This window comes from Rhodococcus sp. FG69, from assembly GCF_057808915.1.
The window spans coordinates 31214-53048 of the sequence record NZ_JBMDIX010000033.1 but is presented as its reverse complement, the minus strand read 5'-3'; the positions used below and the strand labels follow the sequence as shown (position 1 = coordinate 53048).

Genomic DNA, 21835 nt, shown 5'->3' with positions numbered 1-21835 from the left:
GGAATCGGCGCGAGATCTACCGCGAAGTCGCCAGTGCACTTCACGTGTCAATTCGGCGACGACTGCCTGCGCAACAATCTGCAACCGAAGCCCGGAAAGGACCAGACAACCCGGCTCTATCGGCCACGGTGCACTGACCACCTAACGTCTCCTGGCTTGTCGGCGTTGGCGCGCGAGTCGCATTCGGTGCGAGGGGTGAGTGTGTGACGGCCAGGCCCGTCGCCGGGGGTTGTGCGCGGCGTACACCGCCAGGCATGCAGCGACGCCGCCGGCACCGAACTGTCGTATCGCGACGTCGTCTGCGTAGAACTCGCGCGGCCAACTCAACGCGGCGAACACGGGAATCAGTGCACCGCCGAAAAACAGAACAGACGCTGGAACGAACCACCACTGACGGACCACTGGCGCGGCGGTGACGTCGAATTCGGTCGCCAGCAACGTCATCACGATCGACGTAACCAACGCAGCCATCAACACAACGAACGCCACGAAGTACATCTGCCGCGCCCGCCGGACGCGCACCACGTCCTCGCGATGACCTAACTCGTGCGCCAGCAGCGACGACGAAGCGAGTGAATGCGGATCCGGCTCGGCTGCGATCCATCCATCGGTCACTCGGACCGTGTCGGTTCCGTGGTCGTACTGCGCACCGACACCCAACGGTCCCGGCAGAAACTCGACAGCCGGGGGGAGAGGTTGACCGAGCAACGCCGCGACTTCTCCGACTCGCCGCGTCCACACCTGTCGTTCGCCATCGGTGGTCGACGACTCGCCCGCAACCGGGGGAGTCACTCGCGACTTCGTTCGGAGGCAACGCGAGTCAACAAGGCATGCGCAGAGTCGAGCTCCACACCAACCATCGAAGCGGCGGCCTCGATACCGCCGACTTCACCGGCGAGTTCGATCAGTGCCGATGCCATGGCCTGTTCGGCAGCCATCGCTTGGGCGTGCGCCGCATGAAACGAGACCACCATCGGCCGGGTCGATGCCGCCGCGTCGGCCAGTTTCGCCGCCGCAGCCGCACGCACAGCGACGCGGGCGGAGATTCGATCCCGCGACCTACCCACCGCGCACCACCTTCCCGACACGACCCTCAGGCCTGCCACCAGCGTCCCCAGGCCCACCGCCTCAGGCCCTGACCGTTCCCCACACCCTGCCACCGCCCCAAACCAAGATCAAGCCCTACAGACCTCTTGCATTCAGGATAACGAAACGATAACGCACGCTATGCTGTCGTTCGTGACCGCGACGATGCACAAGCTGACCGCCGGGGACGGGTACATGTACCTGATCCGGCAGGTCGCCGCGCACGACGCGACCGCACGTGGCCGGGACACCCTCGCGGACTACTACTCCTCGAAAGGCGAATCGCCGGGCCGCTGGGCCGGGTCGGGCCTTCCCTCGCTGCATTCCATTGGGGCAGGGGATCAGGTCACCGAAGAGCAGATGCTCGCCCTGTTCGGTGAAGGCAAGCACCCCGACGCCACCGCGATGGAGAAGAAGCGGGTCGCCGAACTCGTCGCAGACGGTGCCAGCAAGAAGAACGCGACACTGTTGGCGTTGCGAGAGACCAAGCTCGGCAACCCCTTTCGAATTCACGCCGGGGTCACCGAGTTCCGCAAGGCCGTCGGGGAAGCATTCGCCGACCACAACACCGCCCACGGCGTGCCCGCGCACGCCGCGATCGACGACGATGTTCGCGCGCAGATCCGTACCGACATCGCCCGCGAGATGTTCCACAGCGAACTCGGCCGCGATCCGCTCGACGACCGCGAACTCAGCGGATGGGTCGCGAAGAACTCCCGCGCCAAGACCACCGCCGTCGCCGGATACGACGTCACCTTCAGCCCGGTGAAATCGGTCAGCGCACTGTGGGCACTCGCGCCGCGGGAGATGTCTGAAGCCATCGAAGCCGCGCACCACGACGCCGTCGCCGACGCCCTCGACTGGTTCGAGAACAACGCTTTGCTCACCCGCCTCGGCACCGACGGAGTGCAGCAGGTCGACACCGAAGGGATGCTCGCCGCAGCGTTCACCCACCGCGACTCCCGCGCCGGCGAACCCGACCTGCACACCCACGTCGCGATCTCGAACAAGGTCAAGGTCAAAGGCCAGGACAAGTGGCTCGCGGTCGACGGGCGACCACTGCACAAAGCGATGGTCGCGATCTCCGAGACCTACAACACCCGATTGGAGGGATACCTGCGCGAACGTCTCGGAGTCGACTTCGCCGAACGCCCGGGGACCGATCCGAACAAGCGCCCCATCCGCGAGATCGTCGGTGTCGACGCCGATCTCGCCGCCCGGTGGTCCTCCCGCGCCGGGATGATCGACATCCGGCGCGGTGAACTGGCCGCAGAGTTCCAGCGCGAGCTCGGACGCGAACCCACACCGGTCGAAGCGCGCAAGCTCAACCAACGCGCAAACCTGGAAACCCGCGAAGCGAAACACGAACCACGCTCGCTCGCCGAACAACGTGTCGCCTGGCGCAGCGAAGCGATCGAGGTACTCGGCACCGAACGTGCACTCTCGGACATGATTCGACGCACCACCCACGATCACGGCGGCGTACGCACCGCCGCAACAGTCGATGCGCAGTGGATCTCCGAGAGCGCCGACCGGGCACTGGCAGTGGTCAGCGAAAGCCGCGCGCGGTGGCAGGAATGGCATGTGCGGGCCGAAGCAGCGCGGATCGTGCGTGCGGAGTCGGTACCGAGCGCAGAGATGGAACGCGCCATCACCGCTGTCACCGAAGCGGCACTGTCACCCCAGCGTTCGGTCTCGCTCGGCCCCGTCGAAGAACTCGACGAACCAGAGATCCTGCGGCGCAGCAACGGTGCAAGTGTCTACACCACCGAAGGCACCCGCCTCTACACCTCCGAGGCGATCCTGGCCGCCGAAGACCGACTCGTGCAGGCCGCGCAACTCGGCGGTGGCCGGACCGTGGACGCACTGACCGTCGACCTCGCGCTGCTCGAACACGCCGCCAACAAGTTCGACCTCAACACCTCCCAAGCCCAGATGGTCCGCGAACTCGCCACCTCCGGCGATCGCCTACAACTCGCGCTCGCACCGGCCGGCACCGGCAAGACCACCGCCATGGCCGTCCTGCGCAGCGCATGGGAAGCCGAAGGTGGCCATGTTCTCGGTTTGGCCCCGACCGCAGCCGCAGCCGCAGCACTCGAAGGCGACCTCGACGCGACAACCGACACGCTCGGCAAACTCGTCCACACTCTCCGCGAATTCGACGACGCCGAACCCGGCGACGTCGTCGGTGTCCCGGAGTGGTTCGACCGGATCGACAAGACCTCACTCGTCGTCATCGACGAAGCCGGAATGGCCTCCACCGCCGACCTCGACCGGGCCGTGCAGTTCTTCCTCGACCGCGGCGCAAGCATCCGTCTCGTCGGAGACGACCAACAGCTCGCCTCCGTCGCAGCCGGCGGCGTCCTGCGCGACATCGCGACCACCGCCGGGGCGATCACCCTCACCGACGTCGTCCGATTCGAAGACAACGCCGAAGGCCTCGCCTCCCTCGACCTACGTGCAGGGAACCCCGAAGCCATCGGCTTCTACATCGACAACAACCGAGTCCACGTCGGAGACATCGTCGCGGCCGAAGACCAGGCCTACTCGGCGTGGCAACGCGACATCGACAACGACCTCGACGCGGTGATGCTCGCACCCACCCGCGAGACGGTCCGCACCCTCAACGAGCGCGCACGCACCGATCGACTCGCAGCCTCAAACAAGAAGATCATCGGCCGCGAAGTGACCCTCGCCGACGGATTGCAGGCCTCGGTCGGGGACGTGATCACCACCCGCCGCAACGATCGCCGCATCGTGGTCGGAGCAACCGACTTCGTCCGCAACGGCAGCCGCTGGATCATCGAAGAAGTCCGCATCGACGGCGCCCTGCGCGTGCGCCGCATCGGCGACCAGCGCACGGTCACCTTGCCCGCCGACTACGTCGCCGAGAACGTCGACCTCGGCTACGCCCGCACCATCCATGGCGCTCAAGGAATCACCGCCGACACCTGCCACACCGTTCTCAGCGGAAGCGAGACCCGGCAGCTCGCCTACGTCGCCGCCACCCGTGGCCGCCACGAGAACCACCTCTACTTCGGCTCCGCCCTCGACGGGGATCAGCACTCCGTGATCACCCCCGGCGCAATATCGCCGCAAACCGCGGTCGATCTGTTCACCCGCATCCTCGGACGCGACGGCGCACAGGAATCGGCCACCACCGCCGCACGCCGACTGGCCGATCCGGCGCAACGACTGTCCATCGCAGCGTCGGCGTACGACGACGCGCTGGGCACCGCCGCCGAACACGTCACCGGCGATGAAGAAATGGCGCGGATCGACGCCGAAGCCGAGAAGATCGTCCCCGGTGTCACCGACGCCGACGCTTGGCCCGTGCTGCGCAAACACCTCGCCACCCTCGCCGTCGTCGGCACCGACCCCATCGCCACACTCGCCCGCGCCGCCGGTCACCGCGAACTCGACACCGCCGTCGACGTCGCGGCCGTCCTCGACTGGCGACTGGACCCCAGCGGTGCACACTCCGGCGGCCGGGGTCCGCTGCCGTGGCTACCCGCCATCCCGCCTGCACTGAAAACAGATCCGACGTGGGGTACATACCTGACGGCCCGCTCCGACCTGGTCACCTCCCTCGCCGCCGACGTCGACGACCACGCGCAGTCCTGGACGAGCGAGACCGCCCCGGTGTGGGCGCGGCCGTTCCTCGAGCACACCGACCTCGCCGGTGAACTCGCAGTCTTCCGCGCTGCCCGCGGCGTAGACGAGATCGACCTACGCCCCACCGGGCCCGCGCAGTACGCCGTCGCCCCACGTCGACACCAGACCCGGCTCGACAAGCGCGCCGCACGAGTCATCGGCTCGCCGCACGCGGCCACCAATGCATGGAAGACGCTGGCGGAAAAGATCGAACCGCGAATCCTCACCGATCCGTTCTGGCCGGTGCTCGCCCTACGCCTGACCACGGCACGGCGCGCCGGACTCGATGTCCCAGCGTTGGTCCGCTCGGTCACCGGCGACCGGCCACTGCCCGACGAGATGCCCGCCGCTGCTTTGTGGTGGCGACTGTCCCGGACCTTGAGCCCGGCCACCCTCGACGCCACCACACCGGGCAAGCACCTGGCCCCGCACTGGACTCCCGCCCTCGATGTGGTGTTCGGCGACGAGACCGCCCGACTGATCCGCAGCGACAGCGCATGGCCGTCGCTGGTCGCTGCCGTAGAGACCGCACAAAGCTGGACTCCCGAAGCCCTGCTGTCGTTCACGCGCGATCTGCTCACCGAAGCACGAGAGGCCGAGGACGTACTACGTCCCGACGAGCTCACCCAGGCGCTGGCGTGGCGGATCACCGCACTGGCTCACCACGAGTACACCCACCACGATTTCCCGGACGTCGAGACCGAACTGGTCGACCTCGCCGACGAAGAGGCAGCGGCAGCGTCCGCAGGCAAGAGCGATACGCATGCGTTTGCAACGGACGCCGCGACGAGCGCGCCCGATTCGGAGCGCGCACCGATGGCCGAAGTCGTCCTCGACGACGACTTCTACCCCGAGCTGACCGACGCCGACGTACCGCCGGACCCGGACATCGACATGCCGCCTCCGGATCTCGCCTACGACACCGGCACCGACTGGGACATGCTCGCGCAGTCGCTGGACTCGCTGCGCATGGTGCGCCCGGAACACCAGGACATCGCCCCCGCCGACCGCGTCGCTGCTCTGCATGCAGAGCTGGCCCAGGCACGCGCCCACAGCAACGAGCTGTGGCGCGCCTACCTCGATGGCCGGGGACCGGCGATGACCGCGGCCATCCCGATGATCGTCGAGATTCGCACCCGCGCGGACGCACTGCGCCCGCTGTACTTCGCAGCCCAGGACGCACACGCGCACTGGATCGACGCCGCCCACGAACTCGAAAGCCTCGACGCACGCCTACGAGAGCTGACCAGGTCGGCGGCCGCAGCAGCAGCCGACGCCGACCGGACCGCGTCGACAGGGGAGGACACCGATCTCGCGCACATCGAGGCAGTGCGTACATCGCTGAGCGTGCAAGCCGATCTCGCCCTGACCGAGACCCTTCGCGACAACGCCGTCTACGCAGAAGCGGACTCACGTCAGCGCTGGACGTCCGCACAGACCGCCCTCGAGGAAGCCGCGGGAGGCCCTGAGAACGTCGTCACGACCGCCGATGCCGATGTCGTGAGCGACACGGCGTCGAGCATCGACTTGATGTCGGTCGACGATGCTCGACGCACCGTCCGCGGGCTCGAAGGCGAAGTGCTGCGCGCGGAAATGAGCGAGGCACACACCCACGCTCCGGACGCCGCCGAACACACACCGCTGCCGCCGGCGGCACCGCCCGAGTCGGACCGGCCAGGACAGGTCGCGACCCTCACCCGACCCGACGTCGACCGTGCAAGCCCCACTGTCGCACTGAAAGACCCTGCGCCGAAACGCAGTACGCCGGACCGCACCGCACCGCGCCTTGCCCTGTCCGATCCGGCGTACACAGCATCGCAGCCGTCGCGCGATCCGCGTGCGGTCGATGTCGATGCTGCCGAACACGACGCCGAGACCCCGGCTACCGCACAGGTGGCAGATCCCGACATGCCCACAGCAGAGGTGAACACCGAACCGCCGAACAGCGCCAGCGCCGAAACCGCAGCGACCGCAGTCGAATCGGGCGAGACGAACCTCGATCCGGACGCGATCGAAGAGCGGATCGCAGGAGGAACCAAGGCGATGAAGACGGGCACCACGGAGCTGAGGTCCAAGCTCAAGCAGACCATGCTCAACCAGCGGCTCAATCCCAGCGAGAACGGGGCCACCGCCCTCGCCCGCTACCGCAGCGAGCTCGAACGGCGAGCTGGCCTGCCCGAGACCGAACGCGCCGCCGAGGACGCCGTCCGCGAACGCCTACGGGCACACCACGCAGGCAAGACCAAAGGCCCGAACCGAGAACCCGAGACCGGAACACGAAAGGACCGTGGACGTGAACTCTGAACGAGGGACGAAGGGAACAACACCGTGGAGCAGATGCCAGACGGGGCAGGCGGGCACACCCGACGTATGTGCCGGATGGGTACATTTTCCTCTCACACCACACACCGAGCGGGGGCTCAGCGGACATGGCGCGTGACAACCAAGATCAACCAGCACTGTTTTCGATCGGAGAGGGGACCGACGATGTCGGATCCGGAAGTGAACGTGGATCTGAAGATCCGCGACGAGGTACGCAGGATCTGGGGGGAGTGGATCGGGCTCGATCCGGCGCTCTCGGAGCAGCGCCGCGAGGAGCAGATCGAACAAGAAGCAGCGCGACTGACACAGCTGGTGGAGGAGACGGTCGGAGACAGCGCACACGGCTTTCTGATGGATCGTTGGCGTCAGGAGAATCCGGGCGTGACGCCGGACTACCCGACGACCGTGGCCTTGATGAACACCGCGTGGCAGTCGGCACGATCGAAGATCCTCGAAGAGCACCTGTACCCGCAGGTGACAGAGGAGATCTACCAGCGAGTGACCGAGACGGACACCCTGATCGAGGACGAACGTCAGAACCACCTGCAGGCCTTGCAACAGAGCCGCGACGAGAATCGTTGGACGACGCTGTCGGTGGACATCTCACCGCTGGCCAGCAGGATCGTCGATCGGGTGTGGATGGGCCAGCCGGGCAGATTCCTGCTCCTCGCGCAGGCGTTGATCCAACAGAGGCTCGACGACAATCAGCCGACACCGACGACAGCGACCGACCCGATCGCCGAGACACTGACGGCGATGATCGACGCCGAGATCGAACGCAACCCCGGCACGACGCCCTTCTGACCCTGCAAGCACGGTGGGTCACCGCCCACGCAGAGACAACGGACATCCTGCACAAGGGCGGTCGTGTGCGCCAGCACCTCGACAGCGCCACCCGCGCGCTCAAACGCGCACAGCAACAAGGCAACACCGACGGGATCGAGTCACTCACCCAGCGAATCTCGGACCTGTCCTACCGTCGCACCCGGCTGCTGGCCGACTACGAGAGCGCACGCCGCGCCGAGGGCCAACTCGTCAACGAGCTGCGAGCGTCAGGAATCGACCCGGCCACGATCAACCAAAGCGCCGTCACACGCGCCGAGACCGCACAACGACGAACACCGCCGACCTGGTCGAACGATCCCGCCACTCACCGCCAACTGGTCACCCTGCGTACGCTGCTCGCCCGATCCGGGCTCCCCGACGACCCCGTCGACGGACGCTTGACCAAAGGCGACGCCGACCGCGCCATCAAAGCCATCCTCGCCGGCGAGCTACCACTACTCCTGCGCGAGACCGGCACCGACGCCGACACCACCGACCGGACGACACAAGCAGACCCGTCCGAGATCGCCCCTCCCACAGATACTTCCGAAGCGCTGGAAGAATCCGGCGACACCGTCACCGCGCCCGCCAGTCCAGCCACCGAGCCAGACCTCGTCGAGACCACCGATCCAGACCTCGTCGAGACCACCGATCCAGACCTCGTCGAGACCAATGAGCCAGACCTCGTCGAGACCACCGAACCGGACCTCGAGATCACCGAACCGGCCGACGCCGTGCTGGCCGAGCGCCTCGACGCCGCCGTCCGCGCCGACGCCGAACTGACCGAGGCTGCGCAATCCACCGCGAACACCTACCCCCAGTTCCAGGACTGGGCCCTGGGAAGAACTCGATCGCTCGCGCTCACCGTTCTCGCGGACGTCGTCGACGAGAACACCGCCGACCCCGCACTCGCTGCCGCCGCTCGCTCCTTGCTGACCGACACCGAGCGCATCGACACCCTGCCTTACGAGCTGACCGAGGCCCTGTGGCGGACCCACCGCGGCACGCCGCACGCCGCCACCGACTCCGACGACATCGGTACCGACGAATCCGCACGCCAGCACCGAGCCCAGAGAGAGCTCGACGAGGCAGCCGCCGCCGCGATCACCGACTTCGAGCAGCGCGGCCGCAGCTCCTACGACCCACAAGCACCCTTCGCTGCGCCGGATCCCTCCGCCGACGCAGTCGTCGGCGCCGCGCTCACCGCACTGCCCTCCGACAGCGACGACGCCACCCGAATCCGCAGCGACTTCATCCGCGGATACGACTCCGCAGCAGCCGAGCCTGCCGCGACCGGACCAGCATCCGAGCCGCCGGCACCCTCCGGCGCCGGGGCCGCGAACGCTACCGAACGCGACGACACCCCCACCAGCAGCGACTCCGCACCGGACGAGGACACTTCCGCGCCGACGGAGCAGCCGATCTCGGTACCCCAGTACGAGAGCGGAGAACCGCTCACCAGCCCACTGTGGCGCAGCAAGAGCCTCATCCCCGCGCGCAGACCCGACGGATCGACGGTCTACATCAGCGAGGCCACCGCCGAGCGCTACGCAGACCACGCGACACCTCAGCTCGACGACGACGTCGCGGACGAGCACGACAGCGATGCGGCCGTCACTGCCACTGTCGCGGGCGAGCATGAGACCGGAGCGGTCGTCGACCTTCCCGTCACCAGCGAGCTCGCCGGAACCGAGATCATCGACGCTGCCGCGTCCGAGAACGACGACGCAGCGGCCGGTGATCCGGAGCAGGGCAGCCGGGAACCGTTAGGTTCCGGGTTCGGCGCAGTGGATGCATCCGAATCAGGTTTCGAAGCAACAGATTTCGTGCTCGGAACCGATGTCCTTGCACCGTCCGGAGCCAAGGCCCGAGCACGCGCCAATCTCGATGCACTCGCCGTCGTGCGCGCACTCGAATCCCGGCGACGTCCCGCCACACCCACCGAGCAGGCCACGCTCGCACGCTGGTCCGGGTGGGGAGGGGTACCGCAGATCTTCGACACCGCCAAGGACGAATGGGAACACGAGCGCACCGAGCTGCGCACCCTGCTCAGCGACCAGGAATACACCGCAGCGCGGCTGAGCACCGTCAACGCCCACTACACCGACCCCGCCATCACCGCAGCGCTGTGGCGCGCAGTCGAACGTGCTGGTCTGCCTGCCGCAGCGCGTGTCCTCGAACCTGGTTGCGGCAGCGGTCACTTCGTCGGTCTGGCCCCCGCCGGAACCCGCATGGTCGGCGTCGAGCTCGACCCGATCACCGCCGCCATCGCGCACCACCTGTATCCGCATCAGCAGATCCGCAATCATGGCTTCGAAGAATCCTTCGCCGCCGACGGAGTGTTCACCGCAGCGATCGGCAACGTCCCGTTCGGCGACTATCCCGTCTACGACGACATCCACAACCCGAACAGCCGCTCGATTCACAACCACTTCATCATCAAGTCCCTGCACCTGACCGCACCCGGCGGGTACGTCGCCGTCATCACCAGCGCGTTCACCTCGGATTCGGTACGCCCGGCTGCGCGACGGGAGATGGCCGCGCTCGGAGATTTAGTCGGCGCGGTCCGGCTCCCATCGGCGGCGCATCGCCGACAAGCCGCAACGGACGTGCTCACCGACGTGTTGATCTTCCGCCGGCGAGAAGACGAGCGCACGATGAGCGCGGACACCGAACAGTGGCTCGAGGTCAGTGAAGTCGTGCTGCCTACCGGCAAGGGCGAGGACACCGCGCCGGTGTATCTCAATCGCTACTTCCACCAGCACCGTGACCGTGTCTTGGGCAACCTCGAAGTCGGTAGCGGAATGTACTCCTCGGCCACGCTGAAAGTAGTTGCGCCGCAATCTCAATCCTTGCCGGAGGTGCTCTCGCGCACTCTCGGCACCATCATCGACGACGCGCTCGACACCGATCTGGCGTTGACCGCGCGTGCACCGGAACGCTCCCAGCACAACGAACTTGATGACGCAGGCCTGTTCACCGATGCAGGGACCGACTCCGGCACCATCCCCGGCACGCTGCGCTTCGATGCACCCACCAGCCGTTGGGAGCAGTACCAGGTCGGCGCAGGGTGGGTCGTCACTCCCGCCAAGAGCCGCGAGATCAACGATCAGTGGCAGCGACTGCTCGCCATGGGCGACACCGTGCTCGAGATCGGTGAGGGTGCCCGCAGCTCGGACTCCACCACCGAGCAGCGGCGCGTGCTGCGCGAGAAGCTCGATCGGCAGTACACCGACTACACCAGTCGCTACGGCTCGATCAACAGATTCAAGTGGACCAACGCCGCCGCCGAGAACAGTCCGGAGAAGACCGCCGAGAACTTCGCCGCGCTGGAAAAGAAGTGGCGGATCGATGCAGCCGAGCAGAACGCGATCGAACGAGGCATCGATCCGGCCGAGCTCGCCGAACTCGATCTACCCCCGTACCGGGGTGAGATGCCCACCGAGGTGGCGGAAGAGCTGTTCGAGCAGGCTCGCACCCCGGCGCAGGGGCCTCGTAAGAGCCGCTATCACCTTCAGGGAGCGATCAGCTACGACCCGCGCATAGCGATGGTCCGTTCGCTGGAATTGTTCGACGACGAGACCCAGCTCGCGACCAAGACTTCGATCTTCGACACCGACGTCACCTTCGTCGCTCAACGCGCCACCAGCGCCGACAGCGTCGATGCAGCGATCGCCATCGCGTTCGACGAGAGCGGCCGGATCGACCCCGAGCGGATCGCCGAACTACTTGGAACCGACGTCGAGGACGCGTTGGAGCAGGCCAGGGGCAAGATCTATCCCTCGCTGATCGACCCCGACGTCTACGAGGTTGCCGGCCAGTTCCTCGCCGGCGACGTACGCAGCAAACTCGCGCACGCCCGGGTTGCAGAAGCGGAGAACCCCGACGTCTACTCCGGTGTCGTCGAGGCACTCGAAGCGCTCGTTCCACCGGACGCCGATCCCGCGCGCATCGGTGTGCGGCCCGGTGCCGAATGGGTCGGCGTCGAGACCCACAAACAGTTCCTGGTGGCCGAGTTCGGGATCGACCCCGACGCTCTGTCCGTCTCCTACGCCGCCGTGAACGCCACCTGGCAGTTCGAGGCGAGCATCGACCCGAACTGGCTCGATCCGCAAGGCTACGAGGACCCGTGGGGTATCGCAGGGCGCTACTCCGGTCTGCACCTGTTCGAGACCATCGCCAACAACAAGCCCGTCGAGGTACCCAAGACCGAGAGCGAGCTTGAGCACGAACCCAAACCGAGCTTCCACCCCAAACACACCACCGACCTGCGCAACCGAGCAGTGCGGCTGGAAGAGAAGTTCGTGCAATGGCTCTGGTCCGATCCGGCGCGCTACGAGCACCTCAAACAGGTCTACAACGAACGCTTCAACCGCTTCGTCAAACCCCAATTCGAGACCGAACACAAGCAGTATCCGGGCCTGAATCCCAACTACATTCCGTACTGGTACCAACGCCAGGCCGAGCAACGTCTGACGCACGGCCAGACGATCCTGCTCGATCACTGCGTCGGATCGGGCAAGACGCTCACCATCACCATCACCTGCATGGAGATGCGGCGTCTGGGCCAGAAACGCCAGCCCTGGGTTGTCGTGCCGAACCATCTCGTCGACCAATGGGCGGCCGAAGTCCGGGACGCCTACCCAGCCGCGAAAGTGCTCGTCGGCGGCGACCTATCCGGTCCCCGCGACCGCCAACGCTTCATCGGTCAAACAGCGGTCACCGACTGGGACATGGTGATCGTCCCCGAATCGGTGATGAAGCTGATCGGGGTCAGCAAGGACACCGAACTCGCCTACATCGAGACCCGGCTGATGGAGCTGCGAGACGGCCTCGAACGAGCCAAGGACACCGGCAGCGAGCACACGGTCAAACAGATCGAACGCGTGCTCAAACGCGAGCAGGCCAAGCAGCAGAAACTGGTGACCTCCAAGGCATCGGACACCGGCCTGACGTTCGAGCAGTCCGGGTGCGACTTCCTGTGGGTCGACGAGGCGCACTACTACAAGAACCTGGCGCGGACCTCGAACTCGGCGGATCTGTCGTTGCCGGAAGGATCGCAACGCGCCTCCGACCTGGAAATGAAAGCTCGCTGGCTTCGTGACCGGGCGATCCTGCGCAACATCGAAGCCGGCCAACCGGATGCACCGGCCAAGGCGATCGCCTTCGCCACCGGAACACCGGTGAGCAACTCGCTGAGCGAGCTGTGGGTGATGAACCGCTACCTGCGTCCGGATCTGCTCGACGCCGCTGGCATCGGCCACATCGACGCCTGGGCACAGACGTTTGCCAAACAGCGCACCACCGTCGAAATGAACATCACCGGCACCTCCCTGCGTCCGATCTCACGCATGGCCGAGTACCAGAACTTGCGGCAACTGATCGGCATGGTCGATCAGTTCCGTGACGTGGTGACCGAGGACCAGATCCCGGTCGAGCTGCCCCGGATGCGGACCGGGAAACCGCTGGTCGTCGAGTTCGATCTCGCCCCGCAGGTCCGGGACTTCATGTTCGATCTCGACGAGCGGATGGCGGCGACGTCCGGACGGAGCATGGACGTCGACAACGCGCTGAAGATCTCCAACGACGGCCGCAACGCGTCCCTGCACCCGACGCTGGCGAAACTGGCAGAACCCGAGCCCGAGCACGACCGCGTCGCGGTGGCCGCGGATCTGCTGTTCAAGACCCACACCGAGAACCGAGATCTGTTCACCCCCGCCGATCGCCACGGCCCCGACGCCACCGGTGTCTTCCAGATGGTCTTCTGCGACCGGGGCACCCCGAAAGCCGGTGTGGCAGGGGAGAGCAGCCTCTACAGCCGACTGCGAGAAGCTTTGGTGGACAAAGGGATGAGCAGATCCGAGATCGCGTTCATCCATGACTATCCGACGCCGAAACAAAAGCAGCAGCTCTTCGCGGACTGCCGCGCCGGCAAGGTTCGGGTGCTGATCGGCTCGACACCCAAACTCGGTACCGGCGTCAATGCGCAACGCTTGCTCAAGCAGCTGATCTCCCTCGATCCGGCCTGGACCGCGGCCGACATGCAGCAACGGTTCGGCCGGATCATCCGGCAGGGCAACGTCCACTCGGAAGTCGACGTGGTGAACATCGTCGCCCGCCGCTCCTACGACGCGACGATGTGGCAGATCATCGAACGCAAAGCCCACTCCGTGCAGCAGCTACGTACCGACGACGTGCCCGACACGATGGAGGACGTCGGCGGCGACATCGCGCTGTCGGCCGCGCAGACCAAGGCCGCCGCGACCGGTGACCCCGTCTACGTGCGGGCAATCGAGCAACAAGCCCACGTCGACGCGCTCGAATCGGAGCAGACGATGATCGCCAACGCCAACGCCTCACGTCGAGCCGCGATCGACCGACTTGACCGGGCCGGGGCACGGCTCGATGCAGACGCCCCCACTGTCGACGAGCACGCCTCGCTGGCCGCGACCTGGCTCGACATCGACGATCGCAGCGAGAAGATGCTGACCATCGGGGATCGAACCATCGCCGACGACGATCACGAATCACTCGTCGACGCGCTGCAGACCGTCCTGCGCACCACCTATATCGACCTAAGGGCAGTCAAAAGCGGACGCTCCACCCCATTGGCCAGCGTGGCCGGCATCTCCATCGACGGCCGTCACCGCCTGGTCAACGACCATCTCGAGCTGTCGATCGCAGCAGGGCCGAAACGGTACGTCGACCACCGCAAAGTCACCGAAGCGATGTCCAGCGCCACGGCCGCGCGAGGCATCCTTCAGCAGATCCGGAACATGGTCAAAGAACTCCCCACCCGAGCACGCGACGCACACTCCGAACGCGAACACGTCGCCGAACGACTATCCGAACTCTCGGCGCAGAAGGATCGGGTCTTCACCCGCACCGAGGAACTCGCCCAAGCCCGCTACGAGCTCGCCGAACTGAAAGCCGACGTCAACTCGCGCGAGAACTCACCCGAAGCGCTCGCCGAACGCGGCCAAGATCTCGACCGCCGCAGAGCACAAGGGCTGTACCCGAAATGGAGCCTGGACCTCAACCCCACGCCAGCGCACGCTGAGGCCCAAAAGAGCAGTCGGACAGCGCTCGTGGCGTCCGTGCCGGATCGTATGCGCGACTTCGCTGACGAATGGGCGGCCGGGCAAGCAGGCCGCGACGCCCGGAGGGCAGAGGATCCGTGGAAGCCGAAATCGCCCGACGGATCACGCTTTCAGCAAGGGGCCGATCGTGGCAGCGGCGCACCCGGAGCGGCCATTCAATGGACGGACCGTACCTGGCACTGGACCGCGTGGAACGGCGTCAACGGCTCCGAATCCGGATTCGAAGAACGCCGTGATTCGGCACGGTTCGCGGCCGACTACGCCATGAAGAAGCTGGAGTCGGAGCCAGAGGCATCGGCCACCGCTGAGCACGCTACCGACGCGGGGCCGGCGACACCGTCGCTGAAATCCATGCTGAACCGGCAGTCGGAGAAGAAGCGTGATAGCTCTCGTCGGTCGATCGAAGATTCCAGCCAGTCTCGTGACCAGGGTCTCGACCGCTGAGGGACGTCCGTTTCGATCGGATATCGGTGGTCGGCTCCTAGATAGACGAGAAGGTCACAACAGTGATGTTGTGACCTTCTGTCCGCTGCCGAACCGGTTGCACCCAGGATCGGCCTTCAACCAGGTCAACTGAATCTGCCTTTTACGGAGGTTTGACCCTTCACAGAAACAGCGACGTACCCACGTTAGGAGCATCGGCCAGCAGCGTCAACTACAAAACCCTTTACAAAACCCTCAATTTTGAGGGAAATACTTGACGGTACGCGGCTGTTCTGGTCATTCTATTCCTGGGAGCTGAACGCTTCGGCTCCTGGCCTTCCGCGTAGCGCTGGAGTTGCACCCTTCAGCGTTGATCGAGCGGGCAGTAAGGCCTCGACCAGAAGATGGAGTCCGTTCCCGTGAAGGCCAGGATCTCTCACCCCGAGTAGCTTCCGACACGGTCGTGCAGTCGGGTTGTCTGCACGAAACGGCAATTCGCGGAACGGGCTTCATCCCAAACTGCGCATGCGCGCGGAACGGATGATCGCCATGAGCGCATCCCTGTCCCCAGGCCTCGACACCGAGATCGTCGAGGCCCTCCACCGAAATCGCGCGACGTACGCGGAGCTTCCTGCCGTGTACGAACGCACCGGAGCATTCCGCCGCGAACAGGCGAAAAGGTGGCTCTTGAGCCCTCTCGAAGCCCTGCGGCCTCGAAGGCGTGGTGACCGTCTGCTTGAGCTCGGCTCGGCCGACGGCTACCTCACCGGCATGCTTGACGAAATCGGCTACGACGTCACCGCCGTCGAATACACCCCGCAGATGTGCGAGGCGACGCGGCGCAACGCACCGAGTGCCGAGGTGGTCGAGGCCGAGTTCCTCTCTCACCACTTCGACGACACGTACGACGTGGTTCTCTGCTCGGCGTTCGTGCATCTCTTTCCGCCGCCGTACGATCGCGCCGTCCTGCTCAAGGTTCGCGACCTTCTCGCCGACGGCGGCATCGCGTACCTCGCCACCACCGTGCACTCCGAGTACTCGTCCGGGTACGAGGCCAAAGGCAGCTCTGGGCACCGGTTCCGCACCCGCTATACGCATGAGGAGGTCGTGGATCTGATCACCTCGGCAGGCCTCGAGGTGCGAACCCACCACAGCGCGCAGGATCGTCTCGAAGCCGAGAAGGTCTGGGGCAACTGGTTCGTAGCGAGGACGGACTCATGAACAAGATCACGAAGCCCTGGATGCCCATCGCCGCGACGTTCGCCTTCACGGCCTTGGCTGGTGTGGTGCCCGTACTGCTGTCCGAGAGCATCGCAGTCGTCACCACGGTCGTTATCATCGCCTTCCTGCTTGGAATCGTGGGACTGATGGTGGTGCAAGCAAAGAAGCAGGCGAAGGCGATCCGGCGGCTCCATGATGCGCGCGGCGTTGTCTACACCACATACGGGCAGGATCGATCGAAGGACTTCGCTCGCCTGTGGGAACTCCCTCATGCCAAGAAGATCTTCGTCTGGGGCGTCGGAATGACGCGAGTGACTCAGGACATGGACATGATCGAGAGCACTATCAAAAATCGGGGTGTCAGAGTGGAATTCGAGATGATCGATCCAGTCTTCCTGCGGGAGAATCCTCAGGTCTCGAAGATGCTCAATTTGTACTACAGCCGCCCCAACTTCGTCGAGAGCGTCGAGCACTCGCTACTTCAGCTGGTCCGATTCCGCGACATGATGAACACCGTATATGGAAGCGACAAAGTCAGCATCTACGTCGTCAACATCCATCAGGCCGGCAGCGGAACTGTCGTCAACCCCGGCGACGACGACGCGGTCGGAATCATCGAGGGGCACACCCCGACCTTCCCCACCGGGCAGGCGCGGTTGAAAGCGGTGATGTACAAATCACCGAATCCCGAGACCGAACCACCCCGCATCGAGATGGAGCTTGGCTCTCGTCGTCGCCTGCTTCGATCCCTGGTCGGGGCAACCGCCGCCGATCGCCTCAACCCAAACCCGACCTACAATCCGATCGAAAGCCCGGAACCAGATCCTGCTCCGACGGATACGCCGGACTGATCACGTAGGAAACGGGCATCACTGAGAAGGTCCCGGACGTCGCAGACGCCCGGGACCTTTTCGTGTTGTCCCACCAGCATGTGTTATGTCGATCAACTGCAGTACGAGACACCGCCAGGGCGGGTACACCCGCTAGGTAGGTTGCACCCCTGTCGTCTACCGTCTCGTTTCATGCACGCTTACGTCGACGAAACCAAGGCCAAAGGGCTGGTTGTCGTGGCCGCGGTTGCCGATCCGCGCCACCTCGCCACCGCCCGTAAGGCTCTCGGGGACTTGCGACTGAAAGGCCAGGAGCGGATCCACTTCAAGTCCGAGCGCGACTCGCGCCGCAAAGAAATCTGCTCCGTCATCGTCGCTCTCCCAGTGCAAGTTCACGTCTACGACGCGGCATCCCTGCCCGAACGCGAAGGCCGGACGATGGCTCTTCGAATGCTGGTTTCCGACCTGGCGGAACTGTCCGCTACCCGTCTGGTAATCGAGCAGGACGATTCCCTGCTGAAAGCAGATCGACAGACGCTCTACTTGGCGACCCGTGGGCACCAGATCCAGGACCGCTTGAGCTACGAGCACGTTCGAGCAAAGCATGAACCGATGCTCTGGATCCCCGACGCGGTCGCATGGTGCCTGGCGAAAGGAGGTCACTGGAGCGGCCGAATAGAACCGATCATCCAAGCTCGCAGCACCGTGCGATAGAAACGCAAAACCCGGCTCACCAACCGTCCGGAAGGCTGCCGGGTTCACTTCGACGAGGCTACTGCCCCGCGCACCAACATTATTGCACCGACCGCCGCCGACGTCCACCACCGGGCTGAGCGGACTGTCTCGCAGCCACAAGTCGAAAGCTCCGCTCGGCACATCCCTGAGTGCGAGGCGGCCGTGACGGAATCAGCACTGCCTTCCGGTCCGGCTCTAGAAGTGACGTGGAATCCAGCCTCTACTCCTCCTCGAACCCAGACTGGTCGAACTTCAGTGTGCGTGCGTTCTCGGAAACTGTGCGGATCCTTGCTTCGTCGAAGCCTTGTTCTTTGGTGGCCTCGATCTCGATCGACACAGTCAAGGTGACGTCGGGGTCGGCTCGTAGATGCGTCAGGACCTCGTCTGCAATGTTCTTGAAGTCGAGGGCGATCTTGTCCTCATTGAGGGTCTTCGTCCCGTAGAAGCGCGTCTTGACCTTGACCGCAGGAACATCAGGGCCTGGCCCGGGAGGAGGATCAGGTAGCGGTGGGTGTCCACCACCACCATGGCCTCCCTCGCCGTCGCCGTCGCCGTCGATGTCTACTACGATCTCGCCAGCTCGTTGGCGTGTCGCGGTATCGGGTTGCACGAGTAATAGCGAATCGGTTGGAACAGGTGCGGTGGTTTCGTCGTCCGGTGTCCATAGGCCGACGTACCGGTTAGTCGCGTCGTCGTAGCTCGCGGCTAAGGCGAAAGCATCGGTATGCCAGATCAAGGGCAGATCGAGTACACCTTCGTTCAGCACAGCGCGATTCTTCAATCGCGGCATGTACGGGTAATCGCTGTAGAGGTCCCACAATGTACCGAGTGAGACGTGGCCGCTCTTCCAGATTTGCGGGACTTTGTTGATCGCCAAACGAATGGTGGCGGCCGCTTGACGAATGGAGAGATCTCCGTCGTTTCCAAGACGACGAGAAGCCCTCTCCGCCAGGGATGTCGATTGCCCCTCGACTTTTACTTCCCTGATGGAAAACCTGGCTCCAGGATTGGGCTGGACCGGCACCAGCGCCCAGACGAACGTCTGTAACAGCCGTGATGTAACTGTCTGGTCGGCCTGTGACTGTTTCTGCGCTGCCTGGTTCTTCTGGTTCTGAGTGAGGTCGAGGTCAGCCTCGTTACCGAGGACGTGGCTCCAACCGAGGTAGTCGCGCGTGGCATTGTTCAGTTCGCCGAGCCGGGCTTCGTCAGCTGCGAGGAACACGAGCATGTTGCGGTGTGTTCTGTTCGCAGTCCCACGTTGCTCTGTTGCCTTGTCGGCGAACTCTTTCGCCGCCGACTCGGTTCCGCGTTTGTGTGACACCTTCGGATGTAGGATCACCAGTCGCGCTTCATCGATGTCGGGTATGTCTGCGTTGGACTCAGGATTGACATGCACGCCCGCGAAGTCGGCCCTGGTCTTACTTTGGCCCTGCAGTCTCAGAGCAATCTCCGCCCACACTTCTTCCTTGTGCAGTCGCTCGGCCTGGTCCTTGGCTGTTCTGCTGATGTTCGCTTGCAGGTCGTACCAGTATTTTCCGGAACCCGAGTAGAAGTAAGTGGCTCGATCGGCGAGTTGGGTGATTGCGGCGTGAAAGTTTCCCGGTATGTCCCCTGGGACTGCAGTCCCGAGAAAGACTCTCTGCGTGCCGATCCCCTTGCTTTCTGCACCCGGAGCTACTGTGGGCGCGGCACCGAAGAAGACTGTTCGCGCCAGCCGCTTGGTCAGCGAACGCTGTGCGAACAGTGGGCGATCCTTGTCGATTCGTGCGGGTTCTGAATTCGGCCCGTCGACATCAGCGTCGATAATCGCTTTCCACGAATCCTGCAAATATTGCGTCAGCTCTGAGTTGACGTTCGAGGTCGCAAGAGGGATTGATCCCGGCATGATGAGCGGTGAAGCATCTTCACCGGTCCACAGTGCATGGATGACTGTCGACATCAAGCGAAGCACGCCGCGAGTGCGTTGAAACCGTTCCAGTGATGACCATTCCTCGTACAAGGTGTCGAACAGCTCAGGGTGAATCGGGTAGGTCTGCTTGATGCGATTCTCGTACGCTGGATCGCGGGCTTCGCGAGGAAAATCGTCGCTGTACTTGCGGTACATCTCGACATAGGCGCGAGCTGTGGCCCCGATTGCGGCCAGTGCCGCGGCGTCCGGCTGGGTGAAGAGCCGTTGTTTGACAATGTGGTACGCCTCGTCAGATGACGCCGGCCTCCATTGATCAGCTACACGGCGCACGACGTTCTGCAGACGTTTGAGGGCCTCCAGCCCGTGTGTTCCGCCGACTTCTTCTGCGTTTCCGATCGGCGCATCGTCGTCATTTCCGGACTCGGAGGCGGGGATCGATATTGCCAGCAGGACGCCAGCGGTTCCCTTGACGGCTTCGGTCAACGACTGCGCGAACGTGAACTGATCGTCGAAGGTGCCTCCTGCGAGATCGTCGCGACCCACGAGCGAACGAGCGTAGGAGACCCATTCGTCGATCAAGATCACCGCCGGTGAGTACGTCGCCAGCAGATTGTGGAGTGCTTCACCGGGCGGCGTGCGGTCCGAGTCCGATTGCTCGACGAGGTTGTAGGCCTCGCGGCCGCCCAACTGCCAGGCCAATTCCCCCCAGATGGTGTTCACGTGGGTGCCGTCGGCCTTGGGAACTCCCGACGGACTCAGATGGTTACCCACAATGGCTACTCGATTGACGGTCGCCCCGGCGTAGCCGCTGCTGTTGAGCAGTTCTTGCGTGTCTTGCGGAAACTGGCCGACTGGCAGCCCGGCCGCCACATGCCACAACGACAGCATCGAGTGGGTCTTGCCGCCACCGAAATTCGTCTGCAGGTTGATGACGGGCGATGCGTTGCTGTCACCGGCCAGCCGGCGCACTGCCCGTCCGATCAGATCGCGTAAACCCTCTGTGAGGAACGTCCGTTTGAAAAACTCGACAGGGTCCGCGTAGTCAGCGTCGACTTCACCCCCGTTCGCGACCTTGTACAGATCAGCTGCGAACTCGGACGCGTGAAAATTTCCTGTGGCGACGTCGTGGTGGGGCGGTAGGACCTCGCGCCACGGCTTCAATCCGGTTGCCTCCGGATTGTCGACCGCCGTTTTCAAGACCTTCTTGTCGGCCTTGTCAGCCGTAACGCGTCTGAGGTTGAGGCGGATACCCGTCACCCGTTCGGACTCTGGAAGCGCGCCTATGAGCTTGAGGAGTCTCTCCCCAGTATCCAGGGCGCGGTATGCATCGTCGTCGCTGAAGGTTCCGTTGTGCGCCCAGTTGTTGCGCACTTCGCGGAGTTCATTGGCGAACGTCTCCCCTGAACGTCCGATCGATTGCTTGAACGGATACCAACGCGGTTGATGTGAGGACGTGATGTTCGTTTCGGTGAGAATGCGGAACTGCACCTGAGGATCGAGCGGATCGTATGTTCGCCCTGCTGGCGCGCCGTTTCGCACGTCTTTGTCCTTGACGAGCTTGACCCAGTCGGCACCCAGGGCGGGGTCCGCTTGCCCGATCACCAACGAGATGAAGTCGTCCAGGGCCGGTGCCATCACTTGAAACATCTGGTCGATTCGGTCCCGATTGCTAGATGCCATGTGGTGTCAGCCTTCCTCGTCCATGGGTTTCACTCGTGCGGACCGGCGCC

At 64.5% G+C, this 21835-nt stretch carries 9 protein-coding genes; 6 read left to right on the top strand and 3 right to left on the bottom strand.

The genetic code is table 11. The features are described 5' to 3' along the window. Window positions 1-141: 141 nt before the first annotated feature. Together ACODSO_RS22025 and ACODSO_RS22020 are read right to left on the bottom strand one after the other, a co-directional pair. Window positions 142-792 carry a M48 family metalloprotease gene (locus ACODSO_RS22025; RefSeq protein WP_489038800.1) on the bottom strand — a complete coding sequence of 217 codons (651 nt, stop codon included), beginning with the start codon at window positions 790-792 and terminating at the stop codon, window positions 142-144. Further along, on the bottom strand, window positions 789-1067 hold the full coding sequence (locus ACODSO_RS22020) for a hypothetical protein (RefSeq protein ID WP_489038799.1): 279 nt from the start codon (window positions 1065-1067) through the stop codon (window positions 789-791). The genes ACODSO_RS22025 and ACODSO_RS22020 overlap by 4 nt, the downstream gene beginning before the upstream one ends. Window positions 1068-1239: 172 nt before the next feature. Between ACODSO_RS22020 and mobF the strand changes: the two genes are divergently transcribed. The 6 genes from mobF (at window position 1240) to ACODSO_RS21990 (ending at window position 18175) form a co-directional block, all read left to right on the top strand. Continuing rightward, window positions 1240-7044 (top strand): MobF family relaxase, encoded by a 5805-nt coding sequence (gene mobF, locus ACODSO_RS22015; protein WP_489038798.1) that lies wholly within the window; start codon window positions 1240-1242, stop codon window positions 7042-7044. A 183-nt stretch (window positions 7045-7227) separates the two neighbouring features. Further along, a complete protein-coding gene (locus ACODSO_RS22010; RefSeq protein ID WP_489038797.1) occupies window positions 7228-7866 on the top strand; it encodes a hypothetical protein in 639 nt (212 codons plus the stop codon). A 65-nt stretch (window positions 7867-7931) separates the two neighbouring features. After that, window positions 7932-15431: a helicase-related protein gene (locus tag ACODSO_RS22005; RefSeq protein ID WP_489038796.1), complete on the top strand. Its 7500-nt coding sequence runs from the start codon at window positions 7932-7934 to the stop codon at window positions 15429-15431. A gap of 528 nt (window positions 15432-15959) precedes the next feature. Next, the gene (locus ACODSO_RS22000) at window positions 15960-16631 is read left to right on the top strand and encodes a class I SAM-dependent methyltransferase (RefSeq protein ID WP_489038795.1); all 672 of its coding nucleotides are present in this window, start codon (window positions 15960-15962) and stop codon (window positions 16629-16631) included. Further along, on the top strand, window positions 16628-17482 hold the full coding sequence (locus ACODSO_RS21995; protein WP_489038794.1) for a hypothetical protein: 855 nt from the start codon (window positions 16628-16630) through the stop codon (window positions 17480-17482). The genes ACODSO_RS22000 and ACODSO_RS21995 overlap by 4 nt, the downstream gene beginning before the upstream one ends. A 171-nt stretch (window positions 17483-17653) precedes the next feature. Then, complete coding sequence (locus ACODSO_RS21990) at window positions 17654-18175, top strand: hypothetical protein (RefSeq protein WP_489038793.1); 522 nt, start codon at window positions 17654-17656, stop codon at window positions 18173-18175. Window positions 18176-18416: 241 nt separating this feature from the next. Here the strand turns inward: ACODSO_RS21990 and ACODSO_RS21985 are convergent, their stop codons facing one another. After that, the gene (locus ACODSO_RS21985) at window positions 18417-21785 is read right to left on the bottom strand and encodes a DUF499 family protein (RefSeq protein ID WP_489038792.1); all 3369 of its coding nucleotides are present in this window, start codon (window positions 21783-21785) and stop codon (window positions 18417-18419) included. Window positions 21786-21835 lie beyond the last annotated feature (50 nt).

Coding starts and splice junctions, on each gene's coding strand:
- ACODSO_RS21990 (WP_489038793.1), top strand. CDS start 17,654: ATGCACGCTTACGTCGACGAAACCAAGGCCAAAGGGCTGGTTGTCGTG.
- ACODSO_RS22010 (WP_489038797.1), top strand. CDS start 7,228: ATGTCGGATCCGGAAGTGAACGTGGATCTGAAGATCCGCGACGAGGTA.
- ACODSO_RS22000 (WP_489038795.1), top strand. CDS start 15,960: ATGAGCGCATCCCTGTCCCCAGGCCTCGACACCGAGATCGTCGAGGCC.
- ACODSO_RS21985 (WP_489038792.1), bottom strand. CDS start 21,785: ATGGCATCTAGCAATCGGGACCGAATCGACCAGATGTTTCAAGTGATG.
- ACODSO_RS21995 (WP_489038794.1), top strand. CDS start 16,628: ATGAACAAGATCACGAAGCCCTGGATGCCCATCGCCGCGACGTTCGCC.